We start from the raw sequence: 18,534 nt of genomic DNA on the forward strand, positions 1-18,534 counted from the left end.
GATTGCGTTGGAATCGCAAACGGTGTCGCAAGGGAGTCGACCGTGGAACCAATCTGGGCGGTCGGCCTGATGACCGGCACCGTGCTTGACGGCAATATCGACGTCGCGCTGATCAAGACCGATGGCGAGCGGATCGCCGATTTCGGCACCTATACGCTGGCCCCCTACCCCGCAGCGATCCGTGCCTTGCTGGAGGAGACGCTGCGTCAGGCCCGGGTGTGGAATTTCGACGGGCCGGAGCCGGCGATCTTTGCCGAAGCCGAGGAGGCGCTGACGCGGGCGCAGTCGGCGGCGGTGAAGGACCTTGTCGAAAGCTACGGCCTGACCATGGGCGATATCGGCGTGGTCGGTTTTCACGGCCAAACCGTGCTGCATCGTGCCCCGCAACCCGGGCGGCGCGGCGATACGCGCCAGTTGGGCGATGGCGCGCTGATGCATTCCATTTTGGGCGCCAAGGTCGCCTATGATTTCCGCTCGGACGATGTGCGCGCTGGCGGCCAGGGCGCACCACTGGCGGCTGCCTACCACGCGGCGCTTTTGAGGGAAGCCGACGCCAGCGGCGACACGGCGGTGCTCAATCTCGGCGGTGTCGGCAACGTCACCTGGTGGGACGGCAAGGACAACATCGTCGCCTTCGACACTGGCCCGGCCAACGCACCGCTCAACGATTTCATCAAGGCAAACGGCCTCGGCGAGATGGACCGCGACGGCGCACTGGGCGCGGCCGGCACCGTCGATGAAGTGCGGCTGGCCAAATTGCTCCAGCATCCGTATCTGACCAAGCCCTATCCGAAATCGCTCGACCGTTTCGACTTCGGCGCCGCCATGGCCGACGGCCTCAGCGCAGAGGATGGGGCGGCGACGCTGACGGCCTTCACCGTCTCGGCCGTCGGCAAGGCGCTCGATTTGTTGCCGCGCCGGCCGAAGCGGCTGGCGGTCAGTGGCGGCGGCCGCCGCAACCCGACGATGATGGCGATGCTGGCGAGGCGCGCCAACGTCGAGGTGGTGCAGGCCGAGACACTGGGCTGGAAAGGCGATGCGGTGGAGGCCGAATGCTTTGCCTTCCTTGCCGTGCGCGTGCTGCGCGGCCTGCCGATCAGCTTTCCCAGCACCACCGGCGTGCCGCGGCCGATGCAAGGCGGGCGGCTGGCAGGTTAGAGCTTCTTCTGCAGGAAGATGCGGCTGCGGCCGATGGGGAAGTCAGGCAGTTCGCCGAAGCGCCGGTAGCCTTGCCGCTCATAGACTTTGGCCGCTGTCGGATTGAACGTGTCGATCCAGGCGTTCTGGCAGCCCCGGGCGACTGCTTCGCGCTCGGCAGCGTCCAGCATGTCGCCGGCCATATGCCGGCCGCGCAGGCGTTCGTCGACCCACAGCCATTGCACATAGAGCCAGCCCCAGGCGGTGTATCCCGAAATGCCGGCGACAACAGCGCCGTGCTCGTCACGAACGAAGACCGCGATCGGCTTGCGGCCGGAGGGGCCGACAGCGCCGTCATTGAACGCCGTCAGCCGCTCGGCCAGGAAGGCGAGGTCGTCTGACGAGGGGTCGGCAGTGGTTTCAAGCGTCGTCTTCATCCGGGCGGGGCTCGCATGGCAAGCCAAGCTCTAGCGAAGGACGGGATGAGGACGCAAGCTTTACGGCTTGATGGGCGGAGGCGACCGCCATGACCCCGCTGCTGCCGCAACCAGCATCAGCACGGCGGCGACGATCGCGCAGATGGCAAAGCCGAACGATGAATAAAGCGGCCCGAAGCTGGTGGTGCCGATGAAGACGGCGAGGTAGGTGACCGAACTGTTCAGACCCATGATGGTGCCACGGCGCGACGGATCGAGCGCGGTAAGGCGCATCACCAGCACGTTCAGGCCGAAATGATTGGCAAGGCCCCATATGGCGATCATAGCCAGGATCAGCACGAAATTGCTGCTTGCGAGCGCGATGGCGACATAGACGACGGCGACCAGCAGATAGGCGAAGGGCATGACGCGCCGCGCGCCGATGCGGTCGATGACGCCGTCGAGGAAGGCCGCGGCGCCGAAGCCGGCGCCATAGGCGAGCGCGGCCAGCGCATTGGCGCTGACGGGCTCGCCCAGATCCTGGTGCAGATGATCGCCGAGATAGCCGTAGACGCCGTAAAAAGCGGTCATGAAGGCGGTGCAGGCGATGAGCAGCGGCACGATCCCCGGAATGGCCAGCGCAACGAACGGCGACGGCGCCGGGCCGCTCTTCCTGACGTCGCTGAGCGAGGTCATCGACAAGGCAGCAAGCGCAATGGCGGAAAGCACCGCGACGGCGGCGAAGACGGCGCGCCAGTGCACGAGATCGGCAAGCACGGCCGACAGCGACACGCCGGCCACCATGGAGACCGTCCAGCCGGTCAGCACGACGCCGATCGTGCCGCTTTCGCGGCCGGGCGGCGCAATTGCCGCTGCACTGGCATAGATGGCCGGCATGGCGACGCCGGCGGCGATGCCGGCGACGGCCTGGGCCGCGACCAGCATGATCACCGTCGGCGCCAGCGCGCTGGCGAGAAGCCCGACCGCCAGCAACAGCAGAGCGCCCTGCAGCATGCGGCGGGCGCCGACGCCGTCGATATAGCAGGCGAGGAACAAAGCGCTGGCCGAAGTGCCGAGGCCGAAGGCAGCCGACGCGGCCATCACCGCCGGCACGCTGGTGCCGAAGGATGCGGCGACTGCCGGAGCAATTGGACCCAGGACCAGCGAGTTCGAGCCGATGACGGCGATGCAGCCGGTCAGGAGATAGGCCAGCGCCGGGATCGGCTGATGGAGCGTTGCAGCTTGATGCGCGTTCGTCATCGGGTCATAATGGCCGAACTGAATTCCGCGACAACAAGGAATTTCGATATGGACGAAGAAACAGATGGGGTTCTGCAGAACAAGGTAGCTCCCCGCGAGCTCGACGCAATCGACCGAAAAATATTAGGCGTGCTGGTCGAGGATGCGACGATCAGCTACGCCGAACTTGGCGAACGCGTCTGCCTTTCGCCGCCGGCGGCGCATGAGCGGGTCAAGCGCCTGCGGCGCAGCGGCGCCATCCGCGGCACGGCTGTGATCATCGACCCGAAGGCGGTGAAGAAGCCGCTGCTCACCTTCGTGCATATCGATACCAAGGGCTGGGGCAAGACACCGGAGCTGATGGCCGTCTCCCAATATCCTGAGGTCGAGGAAATCCATTCGGTGGCCGGCGACACCTGCATGCTTCTCAAGGTCCGCACCGAGGACACCAGGGCGCTCGAAGGCCTGCTGGCGCGTCTCTACGAAACGCCCGGCGTCACCTCGACGCGAAGCTATGTCGTGCTGTCGACCTATCTCGAGCGCCCGGTGCAGCCCGAGATCACGGCGCAATGGCCGACGCCCCGGCATATGGCCACGCCGCTGTACTGATCTGCGCTATCTTCGTCTTGCCGGGGCCACAACAATCCTTCACAAACGGCACCCTATATTGATGCCAGGCATTGATTTGGGGTGACGAGAGGCGCGGCTTGGAATTCGAACTGAAAACCATCGAGGCGCTGGCCCCCGATCAGGCGTCGCTAAGCGCCGCCTCGAAGCTCACCAAGCGCTCGAACTGGCCGCGGCTGGAGAAGAACGAGCAGCAGGCGCTGATCTGGGGCGAATGCCAGGGCTCGGGATCCAACCCCTATCGCACCGTCGTCGACACCGGCGACCACGGCTACAAATGCACCTGCCCGTCGCGAAAATTTCCCTGCAAGCACACGCTGGCGCTGATGTGGATCGCCGCCACGGCGCCGGCCAGCTTCACATCAGCCGAAACAACGCCGGAATGGGTCAATGACTGGCTTGGCCGGCGCAGGAAGACTGCGCCCCCGCTGGTCGACGCAAAGCCTGGCAGGGGCGCGTCTGGCAAGAGCATTGGCGAGGCCTCGCAGGCGGAGGAAAGCACCGTCGATGACGCCGCCGCGACGGAGCGCCGCGAGACGGCGCAGCGCAAGCGGGCGGAAGATACGCGCACCGCGGTGGCAGGCGCGCTGGACGAACTCGACCAGTGGATTGCCGACCAGCTGCGGCTCGGCCTTTCCGCCTTTGCCGACGCCAGCAGCGAGCGCTGCCGCCGCATTGCCGCGCGGCTTGTCGACATGAAGGCGACGGCGCTTGCCGGACGCATCGACGAAATCCCGGCCCGGCTAATGGCGCTGCGCAGCGAGGAACGGCCGGACACGGCGATCCGCGAACTCGGCAAGCTGGTGCTGCTGGCCAAAGCCTGGCGCTCGGCGCCCGACGATCCCGAGCTGAAGCGACTGGTGTCGGCGTCCGAAACCCGCGACCAGGTTCTGTCCAGTCCCGACGCGAAGCAGGTCGACAGCCATTGGGAGGTCGTCGGCGAGAAGATCGAGACCCGCCGCGACGGTCTCGTCAGCCATTCGACCTGGCTGCTCGATCTGAAAAGCCCGACGCCGCAGTTTGGGCTGCTGCTCGATTTCTTTCCGGCTTCGGCCGGCCGCCGCTCGGCCGCGTTCACGCCCGGTGACCGGTTCCACGCCCGCCTGGTATTCTACCCGTCGCGCCAGCCACTGCGGGCCTTGGTGGCGGAGCGCAAGGGCGACGTCGTGTCGGGCGCCTGGCCGGATTTCGGCCGCGACGCTGTCAAGGACCCGCTCGCGGCGCATGCGGCGCACCAGGACGCAGCGCCCTGGTCGACCGATAGCCCGCTGATGCTGCCTGCCGGCGCGATCCTGCTCGATGAGCGCGGCACCGCCTGGTGGCAAGCGGCGCACGACCCGCAAGGGATCGCCCTGCCTGTCGCCGGAACCGTCGATCAAACCGTGCTCGGTCTCGACCTTTCGGCAACGGCAGCCCTGTGGAACGGCGCGCGGCTCGATCTGCTCGCCGCGCAAAGCGGCTTCGGGAGGCTCGATCTGTCATGAACGAGCTCGAGCAAACCGGCCTGGCGACGATGCGCGACTGCTGGATCACCGGCGGAACTGCGTTCGATCTGGCGCCAGCCGCGTGGAAGGAAATCGCCGGCGGCGCAAGCCCGGACGAACGGGAGCGGCTGTTGCTGGCCATCGCCGCGCAGGCGCTCGATGTGGGCTTAAGGCCAGCCGCGCCGAAGTCGCTGAAGCGGCGCCCGCCGCTGCCGAGGCTTGGCCTGCCGCTGCTGCCGGAGCGGTTGCGGCCGCTGTTGCGGGCTGCCTTGAAGAACACCGCCGATGCGCGGCGCAAGGCGCGCGTGGCGACGCTCGTCGCCGGCCGTGGCTACGTGCTGCATCCGATGGACTGGATGCCGTCGGCATCAGACCAGAACAGCCCTGACATCTATGCGCCGTGGATCGACTGGCAGGCCAGCGTCGAGGGGCTGAAGATTGCGCCGCAGGAGCAACTGACGGTGCAGAACTGGGATGACTTTTACCCCGCCGCGCGCCGTATCGCGTTGACCGAGATGCGCCGTCGCGATCCGGCCACGGCCCGCAGCCTGATGGAAGCGAAGGCGCCCGGCGAGCCGGCGGAAGTCCGGCTGGCACTGATCGAACTCATGCATTTCGGCCTGACGCCTGAGGACGCGCCGTTCCTGAAAAGCCTGGCCACTGACCGCTCCGGCAAGGTGCAGGAACTGGCGAGCCGGCTGCTGGCGAGGTTGGGCGAGCACGGTCGTGTTGGTGGCGGTGCCGACGATCCCGTTGCCGAACTTGCCGCCTTCATCGCAGAAGGCAAATCCGGCTTTATCCGCCGCCGCACCACCTACACCCCGGCAAAACTCAAATCCCCGGCGCAGGAAAAGCGCCGCGCCGAACTGTTCGAGACCTGCAATCTGGTCGACCTTGCTTCCCGATTTGGGGTCAGCGAACCCGATTTCATTGCAGCCTGGCAGTTCGGTGCCGACAACAATGCCGACATCCAGATCTCACGAATGGTCGCCGCGTCGGGCAGCGACGCTGCAGTAACGCAGATGGCCGACACGCTGATCGCCGAGGGTGGCAAGCCGGCACTGTTCGTGCTGCACCTGACACCGCGCCTGGATAGCCGCAGGAAGCGTGTCCTGGTCAGATTGATCCTGAAAGATACGCCGCAGTATGTTAGCACGCTCACCCTTGCCGAGGGCTTCGAAGCCAACTGGCTGGATTGGCCCGACCTGACGAACGGCCAGAGCTTGGCGGTGTTGCGTTCGGCTGTCGCCGGCAATGATGACGCGATGAAGCGAACCGTCGACGACCTGTTGGAAACTTTGGGCTTTCTGGCCACTGCGGCGACAGCGGAAAAATTGATCGAGCATGTCGTTGCGGCCGGCATGCCGCCGGCGGCAGCCTCGCTCGCTTTCCTGCGCCTCAACGCGGCCCTGACGGGAACCAACCCATGACAATCCGGAGAACAGCACCATGAACGCAGCCATCCGCCTCCCCGTCGAGCAGGCCTATGCCGCTGAACTGCAGGCGCTGGCGCGCAATGACGACAAGCAAAAACCTGCGGGATGGAGCCTCTCGCCAAAGGCCGTTCTGACCTACCTGCTCGGCGGCAAGGCAAGCGACGGCACCGTGATATCGCCAAAATATGTCGGCCGCCGCCGGCTGATGGAAACGGCGGTGGCGACACTCGCCACGGACCGCGCGCTGCTGCTGCTCGGTGTTCCCGGCACCGCAAAATCCTGGGTGTCGGAACATCTCGCCGCCGCCATCATGGGCAATTCCACGCTGATCGTGCAGTGCACGGCCGGTACCGACGAGAACCAGGTCCGCTACGGCTGGAACTATGCGCAGCTTTTGGCCAAAGGGCCGAGCCAGGAGGCGCTGGTGCCGACGCCGCTCTACCGCGCCATGGAGAGCGGCAAGCTATGCCGCCTGGAAGAGTTGACGCGCATGGGCTCCGATGTACAGGATACGCTGATCACCGTGCTGTCGGAAAAGATGATGCCGATCCCGGAACTCAACACGTCGCTCTATGCCCAGCGCGGCTTCAACATCATCGCCACCGCAAACAACCGCGACAAGGGCGTCAACGAGCTGTCCTCGGCGCTGAAACGCCGCTTCAATGTGGTGGTGCTGCCGCTGCCCGAGGACATGGCGGAAGAGGTGGCGATCGTCTCCAAGCGGGTCGACGAGATGGCCGGCGGGCTCGACCTGCCGGTGCCGAAAAATGTCGGCGAGGAGATCGCTCGAGTGTTGACCATTTTCCGCGAGCTGCGCTCGGGCGCAACCGCCGACGGCAAGGTGACGCTGAAGACGCCTTCGGGTTCGCTCTCGACCGCCGAGGCGATCGCCACCATGGTCGGCGGCCTCAGCCAGGCGGCGTGGTTCGACAGCGGCAAGCTCGGCGCCGAAGGCCTCGCCGCCAGCCTTGTCGGCGCCATCGTCAAGGACCCGGTGCAGGACAAGGTGGTGCTGGAGGAATATCTCGAAACGGTGCTCAAGAAGCGGCCGGACTATGCCGGCTATTACGCGGCGCTGAACGCAGCGATCTGAGGTCATGAGCGACGTCGCCTATTTCGGCATCCGCCATCACGGGCCGGGCTCCGCCGACAGCCTGGTGCAGGCGCTGCGGGACTTGCAGCCGGTCGCGGTGCTGATCGAAGGGCCGAGCGACGCGTCCGCCCTGCTGCCATTGCTGGCGCGCCCGCAGATGCAGCCGCCGGTGGCGCTGCTCTGCTACCCCGAGGACGATCCGGCCGCGACAAGTTTCTGGCCGTTCGCCGAGTTCTCGCCGGAATACCAGGCGGCGGTGTGGGCGGTGGAGAACAAGGCGGCATTGCGGTTCATCGACCTGCCGTCATCGGCACGGTTCGCGGCACCGGCAACCGACGACACCGAGAAAACGGCTGACGCCGACAAGCCCGAACCCAAGGACGAAACCGGTGAGGATGGCGAGCCCGCATCGCATCGCGACCCGATCGGCACGCTGGCTGCGGCCGCCGGCTATGAAGATGGCGAAAGCTGGTGGGCCGACATTATCGAGCAGAATCCGCAGCCGGGTCCAATCTTCGCTGCCATCACCGATGCGATGACGACGCTGCGCGACGGCGAAGGTGCGATCGCGCCGTTCGAGGCCAAGCGTGAAGCGCATATGCGATTGGAAATCGCCGCCGCGCGCAAGGAATTCGCCGGACCGATCGCCGTCGTCTGCGGCGCATGGCATGTGCCGGCCCTGCAGGCCGCGCACACGCAGAAGAACGACCAGGCGCTGATCAAGGGAATTGCCCGGCGCAAAAGCATCATGACATGGGCGCCATGGACCGGGCCGCGTCTTGCGCTGGGCTATGGTTATGGCGCTGGCGTCGTCGCGCCCGGCTGGTGCAAGCATCTGTGGCGCACACGAGGGCGGCGCGACGCCGCGACGCTGTGGCTGGCGACGATCGCGGCGGTGCTGCGGGCGAAGGGCCATCTGGTGTCGACCGCGTCGCTGATCGAGGCCGAGCGGCTTGCGCGCACACTGGCTGCCATTCGCGAGCGGCCGAAGCCCGGCTTCGAGGAATTGCGCGATGCCGCGATCGCGGCGCTGTTCAACGGCGAAGCGGTGCTGTGGGCGCTGGTCGAGGCCGAGCTGCTTTTGGGCGCGGATGTCGGCGAGATTCCGCCCGACACGCCGCTGGCGCCGCTGATCGAGGACCTGCAGCGCAACCAGAAGGCGGCGCGGCTGAAGCCGGAGGCGCTGGAACGCGAGCTGTCGGTCGATCTGCGCAGCGAAAGCGGACTGTTTCGTTCGACATTGCTGCACCGGCTGAACGTGCTTGGCGTGCAATGGGGCAGGCTGGCCGACGCCGGCCGCAGCCGCGGCACCTTTCGCGAAAAATGGACGCTGGCCTGGGAGCCGGAATATGCCGTGCGCCTGGTCGAGAACCTGATCTACGGCCCGACTATCGAAAAGGCCGCCAATGGCCGCCTGATCCAGATGCTCGGTGCGGCCGCGAGCCTCGACACGCTTGCCGCCCTTGTCCAGAGCGCCATTACGGCGGATCTGTCGGAGGCCGCGAGCGCCGGCCTTGTAGCGTTGGAGGCGCGCGCAGCGCACAGCAGCGAATGCCTGGAGATGCTGGCCTCGGTGCCGCCGCTTGCCGACATCATCCGTTACGGCGAGGCGCGCAAGACCGAAACCAACCGGCTGTCCGGTTTGTTGGAACGGTTGATCGTCGAGGGCGCGATCGCGCTGCCCTATGCGGTGCGCGACCTGGACGAGCAGGCCGCCACCACGCTGGTCGGTGCTGTGCGCAAGGCCGACACGGCGATCCGGCTGGTCGAGCCCGGCGAAGACGTGCTCGATGCATGGCGCAACGGCCTGACCGGCGTGCTGGAAGGTCCGCGCTCGACGGCGCTGCTCGCCGGCTGCGCCGCGCATCTGCTCTATGAAGCCGGCCAACTGTCGGCAGAGGACGCCGCCGGGCTGCTCGGACGCAGGCTGTCGCCGGGGACGCCGGTCGCCCAGGCAGCGGGGTTCTTCGAAGGTTTCTTCAGCACTGCCGGCCAGCGGCTGATCTACGACGAGGGCCTGCGCGGCGCCGTCGATGGGTGGCTTAAATCGCTAGGCGAGGACGCTTTCATCGCGCATCTTCCGTTGCTGCGCCGCGTCTTCTCCAATCTGGACTCGATGGAGCGGCGGCGGTTGATCGAGGCCGTGCTCGGCCGCACCGCAAGGTTGCCGGCCGGCCTGACGCCGGCGCCGGATGGCGGCGAGGGCTGGCGCCGTCACCTGGAGCGGCTTGGGCCATTGCTGGCGGGCGGAGTGTGACAATGGATGACGAAGCCGAAGTGCCCGAACCCGGCCCAGCATCCTCCGATAGCGGGCGCGAGCGCCGCTGGCGGCTGGCGATCGGCGCCGATGACGAGGCTTCCTCCGCCCTTTCCAGTGATGACAAAAAACTGTCTTCGGCGCTCGATGCGCTTTACGGCGACGGCGCCAATGCCGATGCCGACCCGCGCAAGCGGCGCGGCGGGCTCGGCCGCTCGGCGCCACGCGTGGCGCAATGGATGGGCGATATCCGCTCCTTCTTTCCCGCCCAGGTGGTCCAGATCGTCCAGAAGGATGCCTTTGAGCGGCTGAACCTGAAGCAGATGCTGATGGAGCCGGAATTCCTCAAGGCGATCGAGGCCGACGTCAACCTCGTCGCCGACCTGATCTCGCTGCGTTCGGTGATGCCGGCCAAGACCAAGGACATCGCCCGCACCATCATCGCCGACATCGTTGCCAAGCTGATGCAGCGGCTGGAGCAGAAGACCGCCGAGGCGATCCGTGGCGCGCTCGACAAGTCGCGACGCACCAACCGGCCGCGCCAACGCGACATCGACTGGCCGCGCACCATCTCGGCCAATCTTCGCCACTACCAGCCTGGGCACAAAACCGTCGTGCCGGAAAAACTGGTCGGCTTCATGCGCAAGCAACGCCGGCTGGTCGATCTCGACGAAGTGGTGCTGTGCGTCGACCAGTCCGGCTCGATGGCGAGCTCGGTGATCTACGCCTCGATTTTCGCCGCGGTGATGGCGTCGCTGCCGGTCGTGCGCACCAAGCTGGTCTGTTTCGACACGGCCATCGTCGACCTGACCGAAGAGCTCAGCGACCCGGTCGAGGTGCTGTTTGGCGTGCAGCTCGGCGGCGGCACCGACATCAACCAGGCGGTCGCCTATTGCGCCGACCGCATCGAGCGGCCGACCAAATCCCACTTCGTGCTGATCACCGACCTCTATGAGGGCGGCAACGGCCAGGACTTGCTGCGGCGGCTTGCGGCGCTGGTCCGGTCCGGCGTCAATGTCATCGTGCTGTTGGCGCTGACCGATCAGGGCCGGCCGGGCTATGATCCGGCGATGTCGGCTTCGGTCGCGGCACTTGGCATACCGGTCTTCGCCTGCACGCCGGACCTGTTTCCCGACATGATGGCGGCGGCGTTGCGGCGCGAGGATATCGGCGCCTGGGCAGCCGGCGCCGACATCAAGCTGATCCGCGCCGAGACGGAGCCGAGCAGTCAGGCCTGACTATTCGAACGAATAGGCAAACCCGTCAGTGGAAGCGCTGACGGTCACCTTGGTCATCTTCTCGCCGTCGAGCGACCGGTTCAGCACGCCGCGGCTGAGTTCCGGCAACAGCGTGTTGGTGAGGATGGCGTCGATCATGCGGCCACCGGACTCGATTTCGGTGCAGCGCGCCTTGACCAGCGCCATGACGCCGTCGCCGATCACCAGTTCGGCGTCGTGGCTGGCGCGCAGCCGCCGCGCGATCTTGCCGAACTGATGGCGCGTGATGGCCTCGATCATCGAATCCGAGAGCGGATAGTAAGGGATGGTCACGACGCGGCCGAGGAACGCTGCCGGAAAGACTTTCAGCAGTGGAGCGCGCAAGGCTGCATCGAGGCCGTCGAGCCCCGCCCTCACCGTGCCGTTTTGCGTCCGCTCCATGATGACTTCGGACCCGACATTCGATGTCAGCAGGATCAGCGTGTTCTTGAAGTCGATGCGCCTACCCTCGCTGTCATCCATCATGCCCTTGTCGAAGACCTGGAAAAAGATCTCGTGGACGTCGGGATGGGCCTTCTCGACCTCGTCGAGCAGGATCACCGAATAGGGTTTTCGGCGCACGGCCTCGGTGAGAATGCCACCCTTGCCGTAGCCGACATAGCCGGGCGGTGCGCCCTTGAGCGTCGAGACGGTGTGCGCCTCCTGGAATTCGGACATGTTGATCGAGATCAGGTTCTGCTCGCCGCCATAGAGCGTCTCGGCCAGCGCCAGGGCCGTCTCGGTCTTGCCGACTCCCGAGGGGCCGCAGAGCAGGAACACGCCGACCGGCTTTTCCGGCGCTCCGAGCCCGGCGCGGCTGGTCTGCACGCGCTTGGCAATCATCTCCATGGCGTGATCCTGGCCGACGACACGTTCGGACAGCGTGGTGGCCAGCTTGAGCGCCTTTTCGGTCTGGCTGGACAGCATCCGTCCCGTCGGGATGCCGGTCCAGTCCTGGACCACGGCAGCGACCGCATTGCGGTCGACCGACGGCAGGATCAGCGGCGTCTCGCCTTGCGCGGTGGCAAGCTCGGCCATGAGTTCACGCAGCCGCGCCAGATCGGCGACAGGATCTGACGGCGCAGCTTCGGCAGCCGGCGCTTCGGTCTCGAACGCTTTGGCCTTCGGCGTTTCAGGCTCGGACGTTTCGGCCTTGGGCGGTTCAGCCTTGGGCACCTTGGTCTTTTCTTCGTCCGGCGCTGCTGGTTCGGCATCGGTCTCGGCTGTCGCCACCGCATCGAGCGGCACGCCGTCGCCGCGCAGCCGCGCGCGCAGTTCGAGGATCTCGGCAACCAGCGCCTTTTCGCGCTCCCAGCGCTCCTCGGCGGCGGCGAGCATGGTCCCGGCCTCAGTGAGCCCGGCCTCGACCCGCGCCTGCCGGTCAGTTACTTCGATGCCGATCGCGGCCTCGCGGCCGATGATGCCGCTTTCGACTTCCAACGCCTGGCGGCGCCGCAAAATGTCCTCGACCTCGGCCGGCGTCGCATGCTGCGAGATCGCGACCCTGGCGCAAGCGGTGTCGAGCAGGCTGACCGCCTTGTCGGGCAATTGCCGCGCCGGGATGTAGCGATGCGACAGGCCGACCGCCGCCTCGATCGCCTCGTCCAGAATCTGCACCTCGTGATGCTGTTCGAGCACGCCGGCGACACCGCGCAGCATGAGCACGGCGACCGCTTCCGACGGCTCGTCGATCTTGACCACCTGGAAACGGCGGGTCAGCGCCGGGTCCTTTTCGATGTGCTGCTTGTACTCGGCCCAGGTCGTTGCCGCGATGGTGCGCAGTTCGCCGCGCGCCAGCGCCGGCTTCAAGAGATTGGCGGCATCGCCGGTTCCCGCCGCACCGCCGGCGCCGATCAGCGTGTGTGCCTCGTCGATGAACAGGATGACCGGCGTTTCGGATGACTGAACTTCGTCGATGACCGCCTTCAGGCGCTTTTCGAACTCGCCTTTGACGCTGGCGCCGGCCTGCATCAGGCCGATGTCGAGCATGCGTACGCTGATACCCTGGAGTGGCGGCGGCACGTCGCCCTGGGCGATGCGCAGGGCAAAGCCCTCGACCACCGCAGTCTTGCCGACGCCGGCCTCGCCGGTCAGGATCGGGTTGTTCTGCCGGCGCCGCATCAGGATATCGATGATCTGCCGGATTTCCGGATCGCGGCCGACGACCGGATCGATCTTGCCGTCATGGGCGCGCTGGGTCAGGTCGGTGGCGTATTTGGCGAGGGCCGAATCCCCGCCCGGAACCCGCCGCGGCGCCTCGGCAGTGGGAGCCGCGGCGGCAGTGGCGCCGGCTTCGAGCGAGCCCTCCACCACCTCGGCAAAGCGGGCGATGACCGCGTCGGCGTCGATCTTGTCGAATTCGCCGCTGATCTTCGACACCAGGCCTTCCAGCACCGGCGTCTTCAGGCAGGCGAGCACGATATAGGCGCTGCGGACCTCCTCCATGCGGAATTCCAGCGTCGCCAGGTTCCAGGCTTCCTGGATGGCGTGGAAGATGTGGTCGGAAAACTCCTCGATCGAGGTGGCGCCGTAGGGCAGCTTGTCGACGGCGCGGGTCATGTCGCTGGTAAGCCGGCTGGCATCCAGCCCGGCATCGGCAAGGATCATCTGCACATCCGAGCGCTCGGACAGCACCAGCTGCTCGATGAAATGGACGAGTTCGACGTAAGGATTGCCGCGCAGCTTGGCGCTGTCGGCGGCGGCCTTGAAGGCGCGCAGGCAGACCGGATTGAGCTTGCCAACCAGTTCCTTGCGTTTGAAACCCTGCGACGACCGGCGCTGTTCCATCGAACGTGCTCCTGCAATCTGCCCGTCGACAGCCTGCCACATAAGCAGCCGCTTGACAAAGCGCTTGATGCAGCCGGCCTTTTCCCTTTGTGGAGAGTCCCGCGCCGCCAAATGCAGACAACCACGATTTTTTCTAATCCTATGCGATGCGCTTCACATACGAGGTTGGCCAAGCACGCCATGAATTGCGCCATCCGAGACGCAGTTGCACCGACATTCATTAGCGCTCGTTAACTTTTGAGCGGATGGCGAATTGTGGGAATATGCAACCGTGTGCTAACGTTGGGTCACGTACGGTTTTAGAGCCGGTCGCCGGGGGTATCTGTGATCGATCTCGCACTCTGGCTTGCTCCGCTGGACGGTGAAAATCCGTCAGGCGAAGACTTGCGCAACGATCCGGCTTTTCATGAGCTGGAGCGGCTCACGGAGCCGCAGGTCAAGGTCGTCCATGACGGGCGCAACAAGCCAGCCGCGCAATCGACCATTCCGGTCGACTGGCCTGCCGTGCTCGGCAAGGCCGAGGAGTTGCGTTCGCATGGCCGCGACCTGCGCCTGCTTGTCATTGTCGCCCGGGCGCTGGCCAATGAAGAGGGATTGGCCGGACTGGCACAGGGCCTGACCCTGATTGCAAGGACCTTCGAGACGCATTGGGAGACGATGCACCCGGCGCTGCGGGCCAGCCCCCAACCACGCGAGGCCGCCCTGCGCCGCCTCAACGCGCTGGCCGACCTGCAGAACGGCCAGGAAGGCCTGCTGGCGAACCTCAGGCAGATGGTCTTCTTCGCGCCGCGTCCCATCGGGCCGATCAGTGGACGCGATCTCGAACAGGGTGCGCTCGACGATCGCGTCATGCTTCAGGAAGCGGCGTCGGGATTGAATGCCACGGAGAAGGCAGCGCTGGTCAGCGCGCACGGACAGCTCCTGAACCGGGTGGGCAGCGGTTGTGCCGCCTATCAGGACCATGCCGGTGAACAGATGACGGCGCTCATCGCCGGGGCGCACGCAGCGATCGAGGCGCTCGACGCAGTCGATGCGGCGCTGAATGCCCGCCTCGACAGCAACGGGGCTGCCGTCCCGGACCTGAAGCGGTTTTTGCAGCGCGTGCTGACGACGCTGGAACGCAATACGGCGGTCGAGACCACGGAAGAGGCAGCGACGAAGGGGGCGGCCAGCCCGGCTGCTCCCCCGGCAAGCCCGGCCGCGCCGGTCAGAAACGGTCATGGAGCCGAGACGATGGCAAGCTACGCGGAGACCGGTGCGGGGCTCCCGGACAGGATTTCCTCGCGCGACGATGTGGTGAAGTGCCTCGACCTTGTGGTCGCGTTCTACGACCGCACTGAGCCGTCGAGTCCGATCCCGCATCTCGCCCGCCGGGTGCGCAGGATGGTGCACATGGATTTCGTTGAACTGATGGAAGACCTCGCCCCGTCGGGGCTCAAGGAATTCCGGCTGCTCGCCGGCGTTCCCGACGCCAAGAAGACTGCCCAGAAGGATGAAAGGTAGCAACACATGCCAGCCGAAAGCAAAGCGAAGGTCATCGAGCGAAATCGCGCCCCGCGCGTGCAGATCGCCTACGATGTCGAAACCTACGGCAGCCCGACGACGATCGAACTGCCGTTCGTCATGGGCGTGATGGCCGACCTGTCGGGCGCATCGCAGACCAGGGAAGCGTCCAAGACGGTGCTCGACCGTTCCTTTGTCGAGACCGATGCCAACCGCTTCCCCAAATTCATGGAAGCGCTGGGGCCCAGGGTCAAGGCGCGGGTGAAGAACACGCTGCCGCAGGCCGAGGGACAGGAGCGCGACGAAGAACTGGCGCTCGACCTGACCTTCACCAAGATGGGCGATTTCGCCCCCGACAAGATCGCCGAACAGGTCCCGCAACTGGCCGAAATCCTGAAGATGCGGCGCCAGCTCGAGGAGCTGCTCGGCTTCATGGACGGCCGCGTCGATGCCGAAAAGCGCATCGCCCAATTGCTGAACAACCAGCCGCTGCTTGGCCAGATCGCCGCCCAGGCGCTGTCCGACGACAAGGGTGAGGAATAGATCATGGCCGAACAGCAAAAGACCGCAGCATCCGTCGCCGAGGCCGAGGCCGTCGATCTCGGCGAATTCAGCCAGCTCTTGGAGAAGGACTTCAAGGTCAAGAAGGACGACAGCGAGAAGCTGCAGCAGCTGGTTCGCAACCTGGCTCTGGCGGCGCAGTCGCGCTCCGAGACGACGACGATTTCGTCCAACTCGATCAAGTCGATCAAGTCGTTGATCGCCGGCATCGACAAGATGCTGACGACCCAGGTCAACGAAATCCTGCACGCGCCGGAAGTGCGGCAGATGGAAGGCACCTGGCGCGGCCTCTGGTACCTCATCAACAACACCGAGACGGATCAGAAGCTGAAGATCCGGGTGATGAACATTTCCAAGGAGCAGCTGGCCGATACGCTCGAAGACTATGAAGGCCAGATGTGGGACCAGAGCCCGATCTTCAAGAAAGTCTACACCGACGAGTATTCGATGCTCGGCGGCGAACCGATCGGCTGCGTCATCGGCGCCTACGAGTTCTCCAACCACCCGCGCGACGTCGGCCTGTTGCGCAACATCTCCGGCATCTGCGCCTCGGCGCACACGCCGTTCATCGCCGCCGCCTCGCCACGGCTGTTCCGCATGGACAGCTGGCAGGAACTGCCCAACCCGCAGGACCTGCAGCAGATCGTCTCCAACCCGGCCTACGCCTCGTGGCAATCGCTGCGCGAGAGCGAGGATGCGCGCTATATCGGGCTGACCATGCCGCGCGTGCTGGCGCGGCTGCCCTACGGCTCGGAGACAGTCCCGGTCAAGGGCTTCTCCTTCGAGGAGGAAGTGCAGGGCGATCACAACAAATATGTCTGGATGAACGCTGCCTTCCCGATGGGCGTCAACATCAACCGCAGCCACAAGCTCTATGGCTGGGGCACCCAGATCCGCGGCGTCGAAAATGGCGGCACTGTGCTTAACCTGCCGGTGCACTCCTTCCCGACCGATGACGGCTCGATCGCGATGAAATGCCCGACGGAAGTCGCCATCGACGACCGGCGCGAGGCGGAACTGGCCAAGCTCGGGCTGATGCCGATCCTGCACCGCAAGAACACCGATCTCGCGGCCTTTATCGGCGCCCATTCGCTGCAGGATGACGAGACGCGGGCGGGCCGCCTGGTCGACCCCGACGCCCAGTCCAACGAGCGGCTCTCCGCCAACCTGCCCTATCTGTTCCCGGTCTCGCGCTTCGCCCACTACCTCAAGGCGATTGCGCGCGACAAGGTCGGCTCGTTCAAGGAACGCACCGACATGCAGATCTGGTTGACCGAATGGATCAACCGGTACGTGCTGGCCAACCCGGCCTTCGCCGACGACAAGGCGCGCGCCAAGCGTCCGCTTGCCGCCGCCGAGGTGCAGGTCGACAGCGTGGAGGGCCGGCCGGGCTACTACAACGCCCGCTTCTATCTGCGCCCGCACTACCAGCTGGAGGGCATCAACGCCTCGCTTAGGCTGGTGTCGGAATTGCCGTCCGTGAAGACCTGATTGCAGCAACCAAACCTTTGTTTGAAAGCGGTGGAGAACGAAAATGCCCACAATGAAGATCGACGGTTTTCTGAAAGTTCCGGATATCAAGGGGCCCAGCACACGCGACGGCCATGACGACGAGATCGAAATCCATGGCGTCGATTACAAGATGGTCGCGCCCTACGACCCCAATTCCCTCTCGCGCCGAGGCCGCGTGTCGATGGGCATGATCAAGTTCACCAAGCACTATGACAAGGCCTCACCCTATCTGGCCAAGGCCCTGTTCGAAAACAAGGCGCTGGACGAGGTCAAATTCTCCGCGCGGCGGACCATCGACGGCGAGAGCAAGGACTATCTGGTCGTTACCCTGACCGACGCCTCGATCATGGAATACGACATGTCGCAGGCCGATGATGAAGCCGACCTGATCCAGGAGGAAGTCTCCTTCGCCTACAAGAAGATCAAGTTCGTCTATGACGACAATGACGAAGCCGAAATGGATGTCTATGTCGGCAAGTGAGGGGCGAGCAAAGCGCCCTGCCGCCGACAAGGTACAGGCGGGCGGTTCACGGGCCAAGCGCGAGGCGGTACAGCCTTCGCTGTGGGACCGCCTCGTCAACGATCTGCCGGGCCTGAGCTCGGAGATAGACGGGCTCAGGCAGGCTCTGCAGGAGGAGCTTGGCGCAGAGCGCCTGGACGAGCTGCTGGCAGACGGACCGAGGCGCATCGACGCCGATGACGCATTGAACCCCGATCAGAAGCGCCGGCTGCACCGGCTGGCGTTTCAGAACCGGCACCGTGGCGAGCTTGAAAGCCGAGGCATCGTGGTGTCGCCCGATGTGCTGCGCGAGGCCGTGCGGCGCGACATCGAGGCGCTGTTCAACACCGAGCGTTTCGAATCCGCGCCGCTGCTATCCGATCTCGAGGCCGAGCAGATGACCGACCGTCCGACATCGCTGGCCGACTTTCCGGAGGTGCGCCGCAGCGTTGTCAATTATGGCGTGCCGTCCTTCTCCGGCCGGTCGTCGCGCGACTTCGATCGCGATGTTCTGGCACGCGAGATCCGCGCCGTGCTCGCCGCATTCGAGCCGCGGCTGAAGGAGAGCGCGACGAAAGTCACGGTCAACCTCGGCGACAAGACCGGCCTGAAGATCGAGATCGACGCCGTGCTGATCATGACGCCGACGCCCGAGCGCATGCGCCTGCGCACGACGATCAATCTCGACAACGGACTGGCGCGCACCGAGTTCAGGGAAGCCTGAGAG

15 protein-coding genes are annotated in these 18,534 nt (G+C 65.6%); 12 read left to right on the forward strand and 3 right to left on the reverse strand.

What is annotated here, in order from left to right:
- Positions 1-42: 42 nt before the first annotated feature.
- Entirely contained in the window at positions 43-1,158 is a 1,116-nt protein-coding gene (locus NKI46_RS17420) for an anhydro-N-acetylmuramic acid kinase (protein ID WP_023701528.1), read from the forward strand.
- On the opposite strand, the gene NKI46_RS17425 is transcribed toward NKI46_RS17420, so the two are convergent.
- Entirely contained in the window at positions 1,155-1,574 is a 420-nt protein-coding gene (locus NKI46_RS17425) for a GNAT family N-acetyltransferase (protein WP_352747132.1), read from the reverse strand. The genes NKI46_RS17420 and NKI46_RS17425 overlap by 4 nt on opposite strands.
- A gap of 60 nt (positions 1,575-1,634) precedes the next feature.
- Positions 1,635-2,813, reverse strand: a complete 1,179-nt coding sequence (locus NKI46_RS17430) for an MFS transporter (protein WP_023825978.1) — start codon at positions 2,811-2,813, stop codon at positions 1,635-1,637.
- A gap of 48 nt (positions 2,814-2,861) precedes the next feature.
- On the opposite strand from NKI46_RS17430, the gene NKI46_RS17435 reads away from it, so the two are divergent.
- The 6 genes from NKI46_RS17435 (at position 2,862) to NKI46_RS17460 (ending at position 10,927) form a co-directional block, all read left to right on the forward strand.
- Complete coding sequence (locus NKI46_RS17435) at positions 2,862-3,401, forward strand: Lrp/AsnC family transcriptional regulator (protein ID WP_023687041.1); 540 nt, start codon at positions 2,862-2,864, stop codon at positions 3,399-3,401.
- A gap of 98 nt (positions 3,402-3,499) precedes the next feature.
- Positions 3,500-4,903, forward strand: coding sequence for an SWIM zinc finger family protein (locus NKI46_RS17440; RefSeq protein ID WP_352747135.1), 1,404 nt, complete (start codon positions 3,500-3,502; stop codon positions 4,901-4,903).
- Complete coding sequence (locus NKI46_RS17445; protein WP_023738416.1) at positions 4,900-6,333, forward strand: DUF5691 domain-containing protein; 1,434 nt, start codon at positions 4,900-4,902, stop codon at positions 6,331-6,333. The genes NKI46_RS17440 and NKI46_RS17445 overlap by 4 nt, the downstream gene beginning before the upstream one ends.
- A 19-nt stretch (positions 6,334-6,352) precedes the next feature.
- Complete coding sequence (locus NKI46_RS17450; protein WP_023673899.1) at positions 6,353-7,432, forward strand: ATP-binding protein; 1,080 nt, start codon at positions 6,353-6,355, stop codon at positions 7,430-7,432.
- 4 nt (positions 7,433-7,436) lie between these two features.
- On the forward strand, positions 7,437-9,689 hold the full coding sequence (locus tag NKI46_RS17455; protein WP_352460791.1) for a DUF5682 family protein: 2,253 nt from the start codon (positions 7,437-7,439) through the stop codon (positions 9,687-9,689).
- Positions 9,690-9,691: 2 nt separating this feature from the next.
- A complete protein-coding gene (locus NKI46_RS17460; protein WP_023823512.1) occupies positions 9,692-10,927 on the forward strand; it encodes a VWA domain-containing protein in 1,236 nt (411 codons plus the stop codon).
- Here the strand turns inward: NKI46_RS17460 and tssH are convergent, their stop codons facing one another.
- Positions 10,928-13,732: a type VI secretion system ATPase TssH gene (gene tssH / locus NKI46_RS17465; RefSeq protein WP_023823513.1), complete on the reverse strand. Its 2,805-nt coding sequence runs from the start codon at positions 13,730-13,732 to the stop codon at positions 10,928-10,930.
- A 324-nt stretch (positions 13,733-14,056) separates the two neighbouring features.
- Between tssH and tssA the strand changes: the two genes are divergently transcribed.
- From tssA to tssE, 5 genes are read left to right on the forward strand one after another with little or no spacing between them, the layout of a single operon-like run.
- Entirely contained in the window at positions 14,057-15,235 is a 1,179-nt protein-coding gene (tssA, locus tag NKI46_RS17470; RefSeq protein WP_023701537.1) for a type VI secretion system protein TssA, read from the forward strand.
- A 6-nt stretch (positions 15,236-15,241) separates the two neighbouring features.
- Positions 15,242-15,778, forward strand: a complete 537-nt coding sequence (tssB, locus tag NKI46_RS17475) for a type VI secretion system contractile sheath small subunit (RefSeq protein WP_023673718.1) — start codon at positions 15,242-15,244, stop codon at positions 15,776-15,778.
- Positions 15,779-15,781: 3 nt separating this feature from the next.
- The gene (gene tssC, locus NKI46_RS17480; protein WP_023682611.1) at positions 15,782-17,287 is read left to right on the forward strand and encodes a type VI secretion system contractile sheath large subunit; all 1,506 of its coding nucleotides are present in this window, start codon (positions 15,782-15,784) and stop codon (positions 17,285-17,287) included.
- Between the two features lie 52 nt (positions 17,288-17,339).
- Positions 17,340-17,789, forward strand: coding sequence for an Hcp family type VI secretion system effector (locus NKI46_RS17485; RefSeq protein WP_023673716.1), 450 nt, complete (start codon positions 17,340-17,342; stop codon positions 17,787-17,789).
- A complete protein-coding gene (gene tssE / locus NKI46_RS17490) occupies positions 17,776-18,531 on the forward strand; it encodes a type VI secretion system baseplate subunit TssE (protein ID WP_023714850.1) in 756 nt (251 codons plus the stop codon). Before NKI46_RS17485 ends, tssE begins: the two co-directional genes overlap by 14 nt.
- Positions 18,532-18,534 lie beyond the last annotated feature (3 nt).

Origin of the sequence: Mesorhizobium sp. M0615 (assembly GCF_040320805.1) — a bacterium.
GTDB lineage: Bacteria > Pseudomonadota > Alphaproteobacteria > Rhizobiales > Rhizobiaceae > Mesorhizobium.

Coding starts and splice junctions, on each gene's coding strand:
- NKI46_RS17425 (WP_352747132.1), bottom strand. CDS start 1,574: ATGAAGACGACGCTTGAAACCACTGCCGACCCCTCGTCAGACGACCTC.
- NKI46_RS17430 (WP_023825978.1), bottom strand. CDS start 2,813: ATGACGAACGCGCATCAAGCTGCAACGCTCCATCAGCCGATCCCGGCG.
- NKI46_RS17435 (WP_023687041.1), top strand. CDS start 2,862: ATGGACGAAGAAACAGATGGGGTTCTGCAGAACAAGGTAGCTCCCCGC.
- NKI46_RS17445 (WP_023738416.1), top strand. CDS start 4,900: ATGAACGAGCTCGAGCAAACCGGCCTGGCGACGATGCGCGACTGCTGG.
- NKI46_RS17450 (WP_023673899.1), top strand. CDS start 6,353: ATGAACGCAGCCATCCGCCTCCCCGTCGAGCAGGCCTATGCCGCTGAA.
- NKI46_RS17455 (WP_352460791.1), top strand. CDS start 7,437: ATGAGCGACGTCGCCTATTTCGGCATCCGCCATCACGGGCCGGGCTCC.
- NKI46_RS17460 (WP_023823512.1), top strand. CDS start 9,692: ATGGATGACGAAGCCGAAGTGCCCGAACCCGGCCCAGCATCCTCCGAT.
- tssH (WP_023823513.1), bottom strand. CDS start 13,732: ATGGAACAGCGCCGGTCGTCGCAGGGTTTCAAACGCAAGGAACTGGTT.
- tssB (WP_023673718.1), top strand. CDS start 15,242: ATGCCAGCCGAAAGCAAAGCGAAGGTCATCGAGCGAAATCGCGCCCCG.
- tssC (WP_023682611.1), top strand. CDS start 15,782: ATGGCCGAACAGCAAAAGACCGCAGCATCCGTCGCCGAGGCCGAGGCC.
- NKI46_RS17485 (WP_023673716.1), top strand. CDS start 17,340: ATGAAGATCGACGGTTTTCTGAAAGTTCCGGATATCAAGGGGCCCAGC.
- tssE (WP_023714850.1), top strand. CDS start 17,776: ATGTCGGCAAGTGAGGGGCGAGCAAAGCGCCCTGCCGCCGACAAGGTA.